Origin of the sequence: Pseudonocardia sp. McavD-2-B (assembly GCF_024124365.1) — a bacterium.
GTDB classification, from domain to species: domain Bacteria; phylum Actinomycetota; class Actinomycetes; order Mycobacteriales; family Pseudonocardiaceae; genus Pseudonocardia; species Pseudonocardia alni.
The window spans coordinates 1-13876 of sequence record NZ_JAMXSG010000153.1 but is presented as its reverse complement, the minus strand read 5'-3'; the positions used below and the strand labels follow the sequence as shown (position 1 = coordinate 13876).

The window sequence follows — 13876 nt, the reverse complement described above, 5'->3', positions numbered from 1 at the left end:
GGCCGCGGGGCGTCGCGGCGGGGCCGCCACGTCCGTCCGCGCGGGTGCCGCGGGCGACGGGGCGCCGGGCCCCTCGTCGTCCTCCGCGGCGCGACGACGGCGGCGTCGTCCGGGCTGCTGGCCGCCGTTGGCGGCCAGGAGCTCCGCGACCGTCCGCTGGCGAGGCTCTCCGCTGTCCACACTCATCACGACCACCGTGCCCTGTGTGTTGTCAAGGGTCCAAGCCCGCCCGGGGATGTCTGCGCCGAGCGGTCGTCCCCGTTCGTCCCATCGAGCATGTCGAAGCGCCGGAGGATCACTCCCTCGCGCAACGCCCACGGACAGATCTCGAGTTCGGTCACGCCGAGGGCGTCCATCGCGGCCTGCGCGACGACCGCCCCGGCGACGAGCTGGTGCGCCCGGCTGGCGCTCACACCGTCGAGCTCGGCGAGGTCGGGACCCGACATCCGGGTGATGAACGCCGACAGCTGGCGCAGGCCCTGCGCGGTCAGCGTGCGGCGGGCGCCCGGCCCGGCGCTGGACGGCGCGGCACCGGCGAGCCGGGCCAGCGTCCGGAAGGTCTTGGAGGTGCCGACGGCCCGGTCCGGGCGCCCCCCGGCACGCAGCCGTCCGGCGACGGGGGCGATCTCGTCGCGGACGCGCTCGGTCAGCGCGGCGACCTCCGCCCGCGACGGCGGGTCGGAGGTGAACGCGTCGCGGGTCAGCCGGCCCGCGCCCAGCGGCACCGACGCGGCGACGTCGGGGGTCTCGTCGCGCCCGACGGCCAGCTCCAGCGAGCCGCCGCCGATGTCGAGCACGAGCAGCCGCCCGGCCGACCAGCCGCACCAGCGGCGGACGGCGAGGAAGGTCCAGCGGGCCTCGTCCTCGCCGGGCAGCACCTCCAGCGCCACCCCGGTCTCGCGCTGCACCCGGGCGAGGACCTCGGCGGAGTTCGTCGCGTCGCGCAGCGCGGACGTGGCGAACGCCAGGAGGTCGTCGCAGCCGGCGGCCCGGGCGGTGTCCCGGGCCCGGTGCACGCTCTCCAGCAGCGCCTTCACGCCGTCGCGGCCCAGCGCTCCCCTGCGGTCGAGGTGCTCGGCCAGGCGCAGCTGGTCCTTCTCCGACGACATGGGCTTCGGGTGAGCACCCCGGTGGGCGTCCACCACCAGGAGGTGAACGGTGTTGGACCCCACGTCGAGAACGGCCAGGCGCACCCGATCAGGTTACCGAGCCGTTATCGACGGTCGGGCAACCCCTGGCTCACACGTCGAACTTGTAGCCGAGCCCGCGCACCGTGACCAGGTGCTTGGGCGTCGAGGGGTCGCCCTCGACCTTGGACCGCAGCCGCTTGACGTGCACGTCGAGGGTCTTGGTGTCGCCGACGTAGTCCGCGCCCCACACCCGGTCGATCAGCTGGGCGCGGGTGAGCACCCGCCCGACGTTGCGCAGCAGGTACTCCAGCAGGTCGAACTCCTTGAGCGGGAGCGCGACCTCGTCGCCGTTGACCGACACGACGTGCCGCTCCACGTCCATCCGCACCGGCCCGGCCTCCAGCACACCGGTGCCGCCCTCGGTCTCGCCGCCGGTCTCGCCCCCGCGGCGCAGCACCGCGCGGACTCGGGCGATGAGCTCGCGCGCCGAGTAGGGCTTGGTGACGTAGTCGTCGGCGCCGAGCTCCAGCCCGACGACCTTGTCGATCTCGCTGTCGCGGGCGGTCACCATGATCACCGGCACGGCGGAGCGGGAACGCAGCGCCTTGCAGACGTCGGTACCGCTCATGCCGGGCAGCATCAGGTCCAGCAGCACGATGTCGGCGCCGTTGCGGTCGAACTCGCTCAGCGCGTCGTTGCCGTTCGCCGCGACGGCGGTGGTGAACCCCTCCTTGCGCAGCATGAACGCGAGCGGGTCGGCGAAGGACTCCTCGTCCTCGACGATCAGCACCCTGGTCATCTCATCCTCCGGTTCCGGCGGTCTGGGGGGAGCTGCCTGCGGCAGCCTCACCGTGGGGGGCGCCGCCGATGCCCATCCGGGCGGGCAGGCGCATGGTGAAGGTCGATCCGGTGCCGGGACGGCTCCACAGCCGCACCTCGCCACCGTGGTTGGCGCAGACGTGCTTGACGATCGCCAGGCCGAGACCGGTGCCGCCGGTGGCCCGCGAGCGGGCCGGGTCGACCCGGAAGAAGCGCTCGAAGACCCGCTGCTGGTGCTCGGGGGCGATGCCGATGCCGCGGTCGGTCACCGCGATCTCGATCGAGCCGTCGACCGAGCGGCGGCTCACCGACACCGACGAGTCCGCCGCGGAGTAGGCGATCGCGTTCTCCAGCAGGTTCGTCAGCGCGGTGACGAGCAGCGTGCGGTCGCCGTCGACGACCAGCCCCGAGGTCTCGTCGGCGGTGATCTCGACGGCGTGCGACTCGGCGGAGGTGCGGCTGCGGGCCAGCGCCTCGGAGACGACCTCGTCGACGTCGACGGCGGCCAGCGCGGGGAGCCGTTCGGCGCCGGTCAGCCGGGACAGCGCGATCAGCTCCGAGACCAGGTTCCCCATCCGGGTGGCCTCGCGCAGCAGCTTGTCGCCGAACCGGCGGACCTCGCAGACGGCGTCGGGGTCGGGCTCGCCGCCGTCGGCGGGCTCCAGGCCGTCGAGGCTGTCGAGCAGGGCCTCGGCCAGCAGCGCGACCGCGCCGACCGGGGTCTTGAGTTCGTGCGAGACGTTGGCGACGAAGTCGCGCCGGGTCGCCTCCAGCCGGGCCACCTCGGAGGTGTCGACGGCCTCGACCAGCGCGAAGCCGTCGCCGAGGGAGCGGACCCTGGCCTGCACCGCGACCGGGCCGCGGGGCGTGCGGTCCAGCGGCGAGAGATCGACGGTGTAGTCGCCGGAGGCGAGCAGCCGGTCCCTGCCCTGCACGCGCCGGCAGGCGGCGAGCGCGCGCGGGTCGAGCCGCTCACCGGCGACGGCGCCGAGCGCGGCGGCCCGCGGGTTGTGCAGGAGCACCTCGCCGCCGGCCCCGACCACGGCGAGCCCGGAGCTCGACTGGCGGAACGTGCGGTGCAGCAGCTCGCCGAGGGTGGGTCCGTCGGCGGCCACGGGGTCCGCCGGGGGGCGGCCGGTGCCGGGGCTGGGTCGGCCGTGCGACGACCGTCGCGCCAGTGCGGCCCCGGCGGTGAGACCGAGGAGCAGGGCGAGGGCCGTGATCAGCCACGCGAGCGTGGTCACGCGTGCATGGTAGGCAGCCGGGGGTACCCCCTGACCAGCGCCGGACACCGGATGGTGACGCCCGCGACCCCTCCGCGCGACACTGTTCGGTCCCCGTTCACCGTGGGTTCAGCGAACCCCTCCCCCACCCGACCCGGGGTGCCCCCAGGGTCACTCTCGTAGCGCTCTAAGCCACGAAAGTGACCCTGGGGACATCCCCGGGGGTGCAGCGGGCGGGGGCGGCGGGGTCAGCGGCCCTGGTTCGCCACCCCGGCGATGGCCTCCTGCGCCGCGGCCGGGTCGAGGTAGCGGCCGCCCGGGTTCGTCGGCGTCAGGTCGTCGTCGAGGTCGTAGACCAGCGGGATGCCGGTGGGGATGTTCAGGCCGGCGATGTCGGCGTCGGAGATGCCGTCGAGGTACTTCACCAGCGCGCGCAGCGAGTTGCCGTGCGCGGCGAGCAGCACGACCTTCCCCTCGCGCAGGTCCGGCACCACGGCCTCGGTCCAGTAGGGCAGGAACCGGTCGACGACGTCGGCCAGGCACTCGGTCAGCGGGGCGTCGACGCCGGCGTAGCGCGGGTCGGCGTCCTGGGAGAACTCCGAGCCCTTCTCGATCGCGGGCGGCGGGGTGTCGTAGGAGCGGCGCCAGAGCATGAACTGCTCCTCGCCGTACTGCTCCAGGGTCTGCTTCTTGTCCTTGCCCTGCAGCGCGCCGTAGTGGCGCTCGTTGAGGCGCCAGTCGCGCTTGACCGGGATCCAGTGCCGGTCGGCGGCGTCGAGGGCGATGTTCGCGGTGGAGATGGCCCGGCGCAGCAGCGAGGTGTGTACGACGTCGGGCGCGACGCCCGCCTCGGCCAGCAGCTCGCCGCCCCGGCGGGCCTCCGCCTCGCCCTGGGAGGAGAGCGGCACGTCCACCCAGCCGGTGAACAGGTTCTTCGCGTTCCAGTCGCTCTGACCGTGGCGCAGCAGTACGAGGGTCGGCATGGCCGACAGCCTGCCACCTACCCGCGGGAAAGGTCGGTGAGCGCGGCCCCGAACGTGTCCACCAGCACGTCCACCTCGTCGTGGGTGACCACCAGCGGCGGGGACAACCGCACGGTCACGCCGTGGGTCTCCTTGGCCAGCACACCCCGCCGGGCGAGTGCGACGCACACGTCGCGGCCGGTGCCGATCCGCGGGTCGACGTCGACGCCGGACCACAGCCCCACCCCCCGCACGGCGGTGAGCCCGGGCAGCGCGCGCAGCCGCGCGACCAGGTGCGCGCCGAGCTCACGGGCCCGCGCCTGGTACTCCCCCGTCGCCAGCAGCGCGCACACCGCGGACCCGACGGCGGCGGCGAGCGGGTTGCCGCCGAAGGTGGAGCCGTGCTCGCCGGGGCGCAGCACGCCGAGCACGTCGCGCCGCCCGACGACGGCGCTGACCGGCACGATCCCACCGCCGAGCGCCTTGCCGAGGGTGTAGAGGTCGGCGCGCACCCCCGACAGGTCGGTGCACAGCGTGGCCCCGGCCCGGCCCAGGCCGGACTGGATCTCGTCGCAGACCAGCAGCACACCCCGCTGCTCGGTGAGCTCGCGGACCGCGCGCAGGTAGCCGGGTGGCGGCACGAGCACCCCTGCCTCGCCCTGGACCGGTTCGAGCAGCACCGCGACGGTGTCGTCGGTGAGCGCGGCGGCCAGCGCGTCGGCGTCGCCGTAGGGGACGCGGTCGAAGCCGGGGGTGAACGGGCCGAAGTCGTCGCGGGCGACCGGGTCGTCGGAGAACGAGACCACCGTCGTCGTGCGGCCGTGGAAGTTCCCCCCGGCGACGACGATCCGCGCCGCCCCCGGCCGCACGCCCTTCACCCGGTACCCCCAGGCGCGGGCGACCTTCACCGCGGACTCGACGGCCTCCGCGCCGGTGTTCATCGGCAGGACGGCCTCGGTGCCGGTCAGCGCCGCGAGATCGCGCTGGAACGCCGGCAGCCGGTCGTTGTGGAACGCCCGCGCGGTCAGGGTGAGCGTGTCGAGCTGGGCGTGCGCGGCCGCGGTGAGCGCGGGGTGGCGGTGCCCGAAGTTGAGCGCGGAGTAGCCCGCGAGAGCGTCGAGGTAGCGGACGCCGTCGACGTCGGTGACCCAGGCGCCGTCGCCGTGGGACAGCACCACCGGCAACGGCGCGTAGTTCCGTACACCGAACTCCTCGGCGAGGGCGATCTGCGGGTCGGTGCCCGGGACCACGGCGGTCACGACCGCAGCTCCAGCGTGGCGCACTTGATCCCGCCGCCGCCCCGGCGCAGCTCCGCGGTGTCGACGCCGACGGTGCCGAACCCGCGCTCGGCCAGGTCGGCGGCGAACTTCTCGGCCTGGGGCGCGTGGACGACGGTGCGCCCGTCGGAGAAGCAGTTCAGGCCCAGTACGGCCGCGTCGTCGTCGGAGACGACCACCGCGTCGGGGAAGCGGAACCGCAGCACCTCCTGGGAGGCGTCGTCGAACGCGCCGGGCAGGTAGGCGACCGCGCCCGGCCCGCCGGCCGGGTCGAGCACCGCGAACGCGGTGTCGAGGTGGTAGTAGCGCGGGTCGATCAGCTGCAGGGACACGACCTCGCGGCCGAACACCTCCGCGGCCTCGCCGTGCGCACGCGGGTCGGTCCGGAACCCGGTGCCGGCGTAGACGGTGTCGCCGACGAGCAGCAGGTCGCCCTCGCCCTCGTTGACGTGGCGGGCCTGGTGCACGGCGAACCCGGCGGCCCGGAACCACGCGCCGTACGCGGGCCCCTCGGCGGCGCGCTCGGTGTGCCGGAACCGGGCGGTGAGCGCGGTCCCGTCGATCACGGTGCCGCCGTTGGCGGCGTAGACCATGTCCGGGTACCCGGGCAGCGGGTCGACGAGCCGGACGTCGAACCCGAGGTCGCGGTAGACCGCGTGCAGGGTCTCCCACTGCGCCAGCGCGAGCCGGGTGTCGGTCGCCTGCTCCGGACGCATCCACGGGTTGATCCGGTAGCTCACCGTGAAGTGCTCGGGGCGGCACATCAGCACAGAGGTCATGGGCACAGCATGGCGCGCCTACCCCGTGCGTTTCCCGGCTTCGGGCGCACGATCTGCGCGTGCTGTACCGGTTCGGCGCTGGTTCCGCGCGCTCCGGTCTAGCATCCGGCGTCGTGGACGGGATCGACGCGATCGACCGCAGACTGCTGGACCTCCTCCGGGTCGACGGGCGGGCCGGCTGGGCCGAGCTGGGCGAGCGGGTGGGCCTGTCGGCGTCGGCGGTGCGGCGCCGGGTGGACCGGCTGACCGCCCGCGGCGTGGTGCGGGGCTTCACCGTGCAGGTGGACCCGGACGCCGAACGGGCCCCGGGCGTGGAGGCCTACGTCGAGCTGTTCTGCCGCGGCACGGTCGCCCCGGCCGAGCTGCAGCGAATGCTGTCGGCGGTGCCGGAGGTCGTCACGGCGGGGACGGTCACCGGGGAAGCCGACGCGCTGGTCCTGCTGCGCTCGCGCGACGTGCGGTCCCTGGAGGACGCTCTGGAGCGGCTGCGGCTCGCCGCGAACGTCGACCACACCCGCTCGGCCGTCGTCCTGACCTGGCTGGTGACTCGTTGAACTCTCACGGGTCACCGCGTACGGTGGTCGGTTGAGAGTTCAATCAAAGGAGCAGTCGTGCCCGTCCAGCGCCTCAACCACGCCGTCCTCTACGTCCGCGACGTCCCGCGCAGCGTCGGCTTCTATCGCGACACCCTCGGCTTCCGCCCGGTCGTCGAGCTCCCGGGCGGGCGCGGCGCGTTCCTGCAGGCCGAGGGCTCGACCAACGACCACGACCTCGCCCTGTTCGGGATCGGCGCGCAGGCCGGGGCCTCGCAGGCGGGCCGCGGCACCGTCGGGCTCTACCACCTGGCGTGGGAGGTCGACACGCTCGGCGAGCTCGCCCGGATCGGCGAGCGGCTGCAGGCGGCCGGGGCGCTGGTCGGCGCCTCGGACCACGGCACGACCAAGGCGCTCTACGCGAAGGACCCCGACGGTCTGGAGTTCGAGGTGTGCTGGCTGGTCCCGGCGGCCCTGATCGACGGCGACGACCACGACATGCGCATCGAGCCGCTCGACATCGCGGCCGAGATCGCCCGCTACGGCGCGGACACCCGCGGCGGGATCGGCGTCTCGGTCCCGGCCTGAGCCCGCCTCAGCCGGGCTCGTTGAGGTCCACCCGGTAACCCGAGCGGGACGAGAACCGGGCGGTGACCGAGAACCGGTCGCCGCGGACCAGGGTGTGTCGCCACTCCACGGGGCGCCCGGCGGACAGGCCGAGCCGCTCGATCGACAGGGCGGCGACGCCCTCGTCGATGCCGAGCAGCTCCCGCTCGCCGCGCCCGGGCAGCACGGCCCGGATGTTCTCCATGCCGCCGTCGACGCGGATCCCGCAGCGACGCCGGTACTCGGGGTAGATGCCGGTGTGGGTGAAGTCGACGTCGAGCAGCGGCGCCGCCAGCTCCTCGGGCAGCCACACCCGGTCGACGGCGAGCGGCTCGGCGTCGGCGAGACGCAGCCGCTCCAGGTGCACCAGCGGCGTGGACTCCTCCAGCCCCATCCGGGCCGCGACCACGCCGTCGGCGCGGACCTCGAAGGTCCGCACCACGCTGCGCTGGGTGCGCCCGGCGGACTCGACCGCCACGTAGAGCGAGTACGGCTCGTCGAGCGGCTGCTCGATCTCCGAGCGCACGGTCGGGCGGGCGACCCGCCCCCGCCCGGCGACGACGGCGCCGTCCTCCCGCAGCCGGCGCAGCGCCTCACGCACGGTGTGCCTGCTGACCCCGTAGTCGGCGGCCAGCGCGAACTCGCCGGGCAGGGCCTCGTCGAACTCGCCGTCGGACAGCCGGCGGCGCAGGTCCGCGAGCAGCTGCTGCCACAGCGGCATGGTCCCGTCGCGGACCAGTGCTCGCGCCGTCATCGCCCCACCCCCTCGCGCGTGATCACCGTAGGCGAGCGCCGTGGGGTCACCGCACGACGGCCCGCGCGCGACGCCGGGTGAGCAGCACGCCGACACCCACGACGCCGGCCGCGATGAGCGCGGTCATGCCCAGCTCGAAGCGCGAGCCCTCGCGGGTGGCCATGTAGACGAGCACCACCGGGATCACGACGATCACCGACCAGGTGAGCACCGGGTAGCCCCACATCCGCACCGGCATCGCGACGCCGTCGCGCTCCAGCACCCGGCGCATCCGCAGCTGGGACACCGCGATGACCAGGTAGACCAGCAGCGCGATCGCGCCGGAGGTCGCGAGCAGCGCGGCGAAGACCTCCTCCGGGAAGGCGTAGTTCGCGATCACCGCGACGAATCCGACCAGCGTCGACCCGAGCACCGCGAACCGCGGCACACCCTGCCCGGTGGTCCGGTTGACCAGGTCCGGGGCCTGCCCGCGGCGACCGAGGGAGAACAGCATCCGCGACGCCGTGTACAGCGCCGAGTTCAGGCAGCTGGCGACGGCGACGAGCACCACGACGTCGACGATCAGCTTGGCCGACGGGACGCCCAGCGCCTCCAGGGCCGCCTGGTAGGAGCCGACCTCGGGCAGCCGCGGGTCGTTCCACGGGACGATCGCGACGACGAGCAGGATCGAGGCCAGGTAGAACACCGCGATCCGCCAGATCACCGAGCGGGTGGCCCGGCCGATCCCGCGGGCCGGGTCGCCGGATTCCGCAGCCGCGATCGTGACGATCTCGGTGCCCATGAAGCTGAACATCGTCACCAGCACCGCGGCGACCACCGCGCCCGGCCCGTTCGGCAGGAACCCGCCCTCGGACACCAGCCGGGACAGCCCCGACACCGACGAGTCGTCGCCGACGAAGCCGGGCAGCAGGCCCAGCACCGCGAGCACCCCGACGACGATGAACGCGATGATCGCGACCACCTTGAGGAGGGCGAACCAGAACTCGAACTCGCCGTAGTTGGCGACGGAGAACAGGTTGGTCACCGTCAGCAGCACGGTGACGGCCAGCGCCCAGCCCCACTGCGGCACCCCCGGCAGCCACGAGTTGAGGATGACCGCGGCCGCGGTGGCCTCCACCGGGATCACGAGGACCCAGAACCACCAGTACAGCCAGCCGACGGTGAACCCGGCCCACGGCCCGATCGCCCGGTCGGCGTAGGTGGAGAACGAGCCGGAGTCCGGCTGCGCGGCCGCCATCTCGCCGAGCATCCGCATCACCAGCACGACCAGCGTCCCGGCGAAGAGGTAGGCCAGCAGCACCGCGGGGCCCGCGGTGGCGATCGCGCTGCCGGAGCCGATGAACAGCCCGGCGCCGATCACCCCGGCGATGCTGATCATCGTGACGTGCCGGTCGCGCAGCCCCGCCTTCAGCTCGCCACCGGCCTCCGTCCGGTTCGCGGTCTCCGTCATGGCGCCTCCCCTGCTCGGTGCCACAGCCGGCGGTGGCCGGTGCGTTGCGCAATGGTCACCCGGGCGTCGTCCGTTGTCACACCCCGGGCCGCGTCCGGGGGCTGCGCCTAGCCTGGGCGACATGGGATTCAGCGTGCAGCTGCGCGAGTCGACGGCCGCGACCTGGGACGCGGCGGTCGGACACCGGTTCGTCGACGAGCTGTGGTCCGGCAGCCTGGACCGCGGCGTGCTGCGGCACTACCTGGAGCAGGACCTGCAGTTCGTCGACTCGTTCCTCGCGCTGCTCGGCGCCGCCGTCGCGACGGCCGACCGGCCCGGCCCGCGGGTCCGGCTGGCCCGTCAGCTGGGGCTGGTCGCGGGCCCGGAGAACGACTACTTCGAGCGCTCGCTCGGTGAGCTGGACGGGCACACCGAGCCGGAGCGGACCGCGCCGACCGTCGGGTTCGTCGACCTGATGGACGAGGCACGCGACGCCGGGTACGCCGAGACGCTGGCCGTGCTGGTCGTCGCCGAGTGGCTGTACCTGGACTGGGCGACACGGCCGGGCGCCACCACCCCCGACGACCGGATCTCCCGCGAGTGGATCGAGCTGCACCGCGGCGTCGAGTTCGAGGAGTGGGTCGCGTTCCTGCGCGACGAGCTCGACCGCGCCGCCGACCGCCTCGACCCCACCCACCGGGAGCGGGTCGCGGCGCTGTTCGTGCGCGCGGTGGACCTGGAGCTGGCGTTCTTCGACGCCGCCTACCCCGGCTGAAGGCCGACGACGGCCTTCACGACCTGGGCCCGGGCGACCACGACGCCGTCGCAGACGGCCGTCACCGAGGTGAACGCGGACCGGCCGGTGCGCCGGTCGAGCGTTCCGCGGAACGCGACCTCCCGGCCCCGCCGGGCCTGCGCGGACAGCGTGACCGCGGTGGACACCGACACCGCGTGCTCGGCCTCGGTGAGGTGCGGCAGGGCCGCGAGCAGCGCGGCCACCTCCAGCCCGACGGCCAGCGCACCGGCGTGCGCGCCGCCCGCGCCGCCGTCGGCGAGCTCGTCGACGGTGAACGCGACCCCGGCGGCCGGGTCGGCGTCGTCGAGCAGCCGGGCGCCCAGCGCGGCCTGCAGCGGGACGGCGAGGACGAGCGCGGCCCGGCGGGCCAGCGCCGGGCCGGTCAGCAGCGGTGCGGTCACCGGGCCGAGTGTGCGCCCCGGGGGTGGCCGGGCGTCGACGTCCGGATGACGATCCGGGGCCGGTGGCTGCGAGGATCGCCGGCATGGGAGGCAACCGACGGGCGGTGGTGGTCGGCGCCGGGATCGCGGGCCTGAGCTGCGCGGTCCGGCTGCGGGAGCGGGGCTGGTCGGTACGGGTGCTGGCCGACGCGCCGGTGGAGGCGTCGACGTCGCACCTGGCCGCGGCGGTGTGGTTCCCGACCCGCGCCGGGCCGCGGGACAAGGTCCTCGACTGGGGCCGGCGCACCTTCACCGAGCTGGCCCGACAGGCCGCCGACGGCGTCCCCGGCGTCGTGATGCGGGAGTCGCTGACCCTCTACCGGACCGAGCCGGAGCCGCAGTGGTGGGCCGACGCCGTCGGCGAGGTCCGCCCGGCCCGGCCCGGCGAGCTGCCGCCCGGCTACGCCCACGGCCTGCGTTTCGCGGTGCCGCTGGTCGAGATGCCGGTGCACCTGCCCTGGCTGGCCGCCGAGGCCGGGCGCCGCGGGATCGTCCTGGAACGCCGCCGCGTCACCTCGCTCGACGAGGCCGGCCGGGACGCCGACCTCGTCGTGCACTGCTCCGGGATGGGCGCGCGCACCCTGGTCGGTGACACCACGGTGACCCCGGTGCGGGGACAGATCGTGCGCGTCACCAACCCCGGCCTGACGATGTCGGTCCGCGACGAGGCGCACCCCGGCGGACGCGCGTACGTGCACCCCCGCGCGCACGACTGCGTCCTCGGCGGCACCCTCGACGACGGCGTCTGGGACGCGACGCCGGACCCGGCCGCCGGCGAGGCGATTCTACGACGCTGCCGCGACATCGTCCCCGCCCTGCGTGACGCCGAGGTCCTGGAGCACCTCGCGGGCCTGCGCCCGGCCCGCCCGGAGGTGCGGCTGGAGGCCGAGCCCGCCACCGCGACCCGGCCGCGGGTGATCCACGACTACGGGCACGGCGGTTCCGGCATCACCCTGTCCTGGGGCTGTGCCGACGACGTCGCGGACCTCGCCGACGCCCCCTGACCCGGTCAGGACATCCGCGGCTGCCCGTTCGACGCGGACAGCCCGCCGTCGACGGGCAGGTTGACCCCGGTGACGAACCGCGCGTCGGGCCCGGCGAGGAAGGCGATCACGTCGGCGACCTCGGCGGGCTCGCCGCCGCGGCCCATGGGGATGCGGTCGGCGAAGCGGGCCATCAGGTCCTCGTCGCCGGTCATGCCCTCGGTCATCTCCGTGTAGGTCAACGACGGGCTGACCGCGTTGACCCGGACCCCCTCGCCGCCGTGGTCGAGCGCCATCGCCCGGGTCAGGTTGACGACGGCGCCCTTCGCCGAGTTGTAGGCGACGTTCGCCCAGTCCCCGCCCAGCCCGGACACCGAGGTCACGTTCACGATCGACCCCCGGGTCGTGCGCAGGTGCGGCACCGCGGCGCGGGAGGCGAAGAAGACCCCGTCGACGTCGACGGCGTGCACGAACCGCCACTGTTCGGTCGAGGTCTGCTCCGCGGTGCCCGGCCGGGCGACCGCGGCGTTGTTGACCAGCGTGTCCAGCCGCCCGAAGCCTGACGCGACCTCGTCGACGAGGTGGGTGATCGCCTCCTCGTCGGACGAGTCGGCGACCAGCACGTGCATCCGTTCGGCGACCGCCGGGTCGGCGCCGGCCACCACGTCGTCGAGCTTCTCCTTCGTCCGCCCGGTCAGCACGACCGTGGCCCCGTCCGCCGCGAACCGCCGCGCGGTGGCGGCGCCGATGCCCGAGCCCGCTCCGGTGACGATCGCGACCGTGCCGTCCTTCGTTGCCATGATCGGCGGATACCCGGGGTGGGCTCACACGATGCAGAAGTCGTTGCCCTCCGGGTCGGCCATCCACAGGTGGTCCACATGTGGAGAACCCGGGGACCGGTGCTCCTCGACGACCCGGGCGCCGAGCGCGCACAGCCGTCGTGCCTCCGCCGCCAGGCGCTCGCCGCGCAGCTCGGCGGGCAGGTGCCGGCCGCCGGAGACCTGCAGGTCCGGGTGCAACCGGTTCTTCACCGTGCGCGGCTCGTCGACCCGCAGGAACGAGATCCGCGGGCCCGCGCCGTCCGGGTCGCTGATCGCGGCGACGTCACCCCACTCGTCGGCAGGCACCTCGTGGTGGATCATCCACGCCTCCCAGGTCTCGAACCCGGTCGGCGGAGGGGCGGGGGCGTAGCCGAGCGCGGCACTCCAGAACTCCGCGAGCAGGCGTGCGTCGGCACAGTCGACGGTGATCGTCCAGGGGGTCGCCATGGGTGGAGGCTACGGCCGAACCCCGACCGTTCCGCGTGGCGCGGGTCGCGCCGACGCCCGGTCACGGGGTAACTTTCCGCATCCGATCACCCGGTGCACCGGTGGAGGGCGAGTGAACGGACAACCGCCCGGCAACGGAGTGCGACGACTGAGCCTCCGCATGGGGTCGGCGGCCGACGTCGAACGGTTCGCCGCGGAGTTCTACGCAGGCGCGGTCGTACGGCCGGTGGGCGACGGCCGCGACTTCGAAATGGGGAACGAGACCGTCGCCGCCCCGGGGTTCTCGCTGAGCGATCTGTGGGTCACCGCCGAGATCGACGCGACGGTCGACCCGGTCGAGAACGCCTTCATGATCGATCTGGTGCAGGGCGGACGCATGCGCCTGGACACCGAGGCGTACGGCACCGTGCTGCTGCAGCCCGGCGACGTCGGCGTGCTCCCGCCCGAGGGCCGCTTCCGGGACCTCGCCGAGGACATCGACCTCGACGTCGTCGCCCTCGACACAGCGGCCCTGTCCCGCTGGGCCGGGCAGGTGCACGGCGTCGCGGTCGACCGGGTGCGGCTGTCCGGGATCACCCCGCTGAGCGGGGCGCACGCGCAGCGCTGGGCCACGACCGTGGTGCACGTGCGCGACCGGGTGCTCGGCAACCCGATGCTGCTGGACGGGTCCGTCGCCGTCGACGAGGCGTTCGGGCTGCTGGCCTCGCGGTTCCTGGAGACGTTCCCGAACACCGTGCTCGACGAGGCCGGCCGGCGCGGGAGCGCACGCACCCCGGCCCTGCCCTCCCGTCTGGTCCGCAGCGTGACCGAGCACCTGCGCACCCACGCGCACCGGCCGTTCGACCCCGCGGAGCTGGCCCGGCTGACCGGGGGCCCG

Annotated in this window: 16 protein-coding genes and 1 pseudogene; 5 read left to right on the top strand and 12 right to left on the bottom strand. The window is 74.5% G+C overall.

The window, feature by feature from the left end:
* The 7 genes and pseudogenes from NH602_RS19280 to ddaH form a co-directional block, all read right to left on the bottom strand.
* Positions 1-186 (bottom strand): annotated as a pseudogene (locus NH602_RS19280) (hypothetical protein); the annotation flags it as partial.
* Positions 186-1193, bottom strand: a complete 1008-nt coding sequence (locus NH602_RS19275; protein WP_253068529.1) for a Ppx/GppA phosphatase family protein — start codon at positions 1191-1193, stop codon at positions 186-188. The gene NH602_RS19275 and the pseudogene NH602_RS19280, both read right to left, overlap by 1 nt.
* A gap of 46 nt (positions 1194-1239) precedes the next feature.
* Positions 1240-1929: a response regulator transcription factor gene (locus tag NH602_RS19270; RefSeq protein WP_062398072.1), complete on the bottom strand. Its 690-nt coding sequence runs from the start codon at positions 1927-1929 to the stop codon at positions 1240-1242.
* Position 1930: 1 nt separating this feature from the next.
* Entirely contained in the window at positions 1931-3193 is a 1263-nt protein-coding gene (locus NH602_RS19265) for a cell wall metabolism sensor histidine kinase WalK (protein WP_083658796.1), read from the bottom strand.
* Positions 3194-3420: 227 nt separating this feature from the next.
* Positions 3421-4155 (bottom strand): phosphoglyceromutase, encoded by a 735-nt coding sequence (locus NH602_RS19260; RefSeq protein ID WP_167409998.1) that lies wholly within the window; start codon positions 4153-4155, stop codon positions 3421-3423.
* 17 nt (positions 4156-4172) lie between these two features.
* Entirely contained in the window at positions 4173-5393 is a 1221-nt protein-coding gene (gene rocD / locus NH602_RS19255) for an ornithine--oxo-acid transaminase (protein ID WP_374210209.1), read from the bottom strand.
* Positions 5390-6190, bottom strand: a complete 801-nt coding sequence (gene ddaH / locus NH602_RS19250; protein ID WP_073576579.1) for a dimethylargininase — start codon at positions 6188-6190, stop codon at positions 5390-5392. The genes rocD and ddaH overlap by 4 nt, the downstream gene beginning before the upstream one ends.
* A 122-nt stretch (positions 6191-6312) precedes the next feature.
* Here ddaH and NH602_RS19245 point away from each other — a divergent pair, with 122 nt between their 5' ends.
* On the top strand, positions 6313-6744 hold the full coding sequence (locus tag NH602_RS19245; RefSeq protein WP_179763010.1) for an Lrp/AsnC family transcriptional regulator: 432 nt from the start codon (positions 6313-6315) through the stop codon (positions 6742-6744).
* 57 nt (positions 6745-6801) lie between these two features.
* Positions 6802-7311, top strand: coding sequence for a VOC family protein (locus NH602_RS19240; RefSeq protein WP_100878790.1), 510 nt, complete (start codon positions 6802-6804; stop codon positions 7309-7311).
* A 7-nt stretch (positions 7312-7318) separates the two neighbouring features.
* Here NH602_RS19240 and NH602_RS19235 read toward each other — a convergent pair whose 3' ends face one another.
* A complete protein-coding gene (locus NH602_RS19235; protein ID WP_073576581.1) occupies positions 7319-8083 on the bottom strand; it encodes a GntR family transcriptional regulator in 765 nt (254 codons plus the stop codon).
* 46 nt (positions 8084-8129) lie between these two features.
* A complete protein-coding gene (gene gabP, locus NH602_RS19230) occupies positions 8130-9533 on the bottom strand; it encodes a GABA permease (RefSeq protein WP_073576582.1) in 1404 nt (467 codons plus the stop codon).
* Between the two features lie 121 nt (positions 9534-9654).
* Between gabP and NH602_RS19225 the strand changes: the two genes are divergently transcribed.
* Positions 9655-10287, top strand: coding sequence for a TenA family protein (locus NH602_RS19225; protein ID WP_073576583.1), 633 nt, complete (start codon positions 9655-9657; stop codon positions 10285-10287).
* Here the strand turns inward: NH602_RS19225 and NH602_RS19220 are convergent.
* Positions 10275-10709, bottom strand: coding sequence for a hypothetical protein (locus NH602_RS19220; protein ID WP_083658797.1), 435 nt, complete (start codon positions 10707-10709; stop codon positions 10275-10277). The two genes, NH602_RS19225 and NH602_RS19220, sit on opposite strands and share 13 nt — an antisense overlap.
* Before the next feature lie 83 nt (positions 10710-10792).
* Between NH602_RS19220 and NH602_RS19215 the strand changes: the two genes are divergently transcribed.
* Positions 10793-11752 carry an FAD-dependent oxidoreductase gene (locus NH602_RS19215; protein WP_179761759.1) on the top strand — a complete coding sequence of 320 codons (960 nt, stop codon included), beginning with the start codon at positions 10793-10795 and terminating at the stop codon, positions 11750-11752.
* Positions 11753-11757: 5 nt separating this feature from the next.
* Here NH602_RS19215 and NH602_RS19210 read toward each other — a convergent pair whose 3' ends face one another.
* Positions 11758-12531 carry an SDR family NAD(P)-dependent oxidoreductase gene (locus NH602_RS19210; protein ID WP_179761758.1) on the bottom strand — a complete coding sequence of 258 codons (774 nt, stop codon included), beginning with the start codon at positions 12529-12531 and terminating at the stop codon, positions 11758-11760.
* A gap of 24 nt (positions 12532-12555) precedes the next feature.
* Entirely contained in the window at positions 12556-12999 is a 444-nt protein-coding gene (locus NH602_RS19205; RefSeq protein ID WP_179761757.1) for a VOC family protein, read from the bottom strand.
* A 160-nt stretch (positions 13000-13159) separates the two neighbouring features.
* On the opposite strand from NH602_RS19205, the gene NH602_RS19200 reads away from it, so the two are divergent.
* On the top strand, positions 13160-13876 hold a 717-nt coding region (locus NH602_RS19200), incomplete at its 3' end, for a hypothetical protein (protein WP_253068528.1).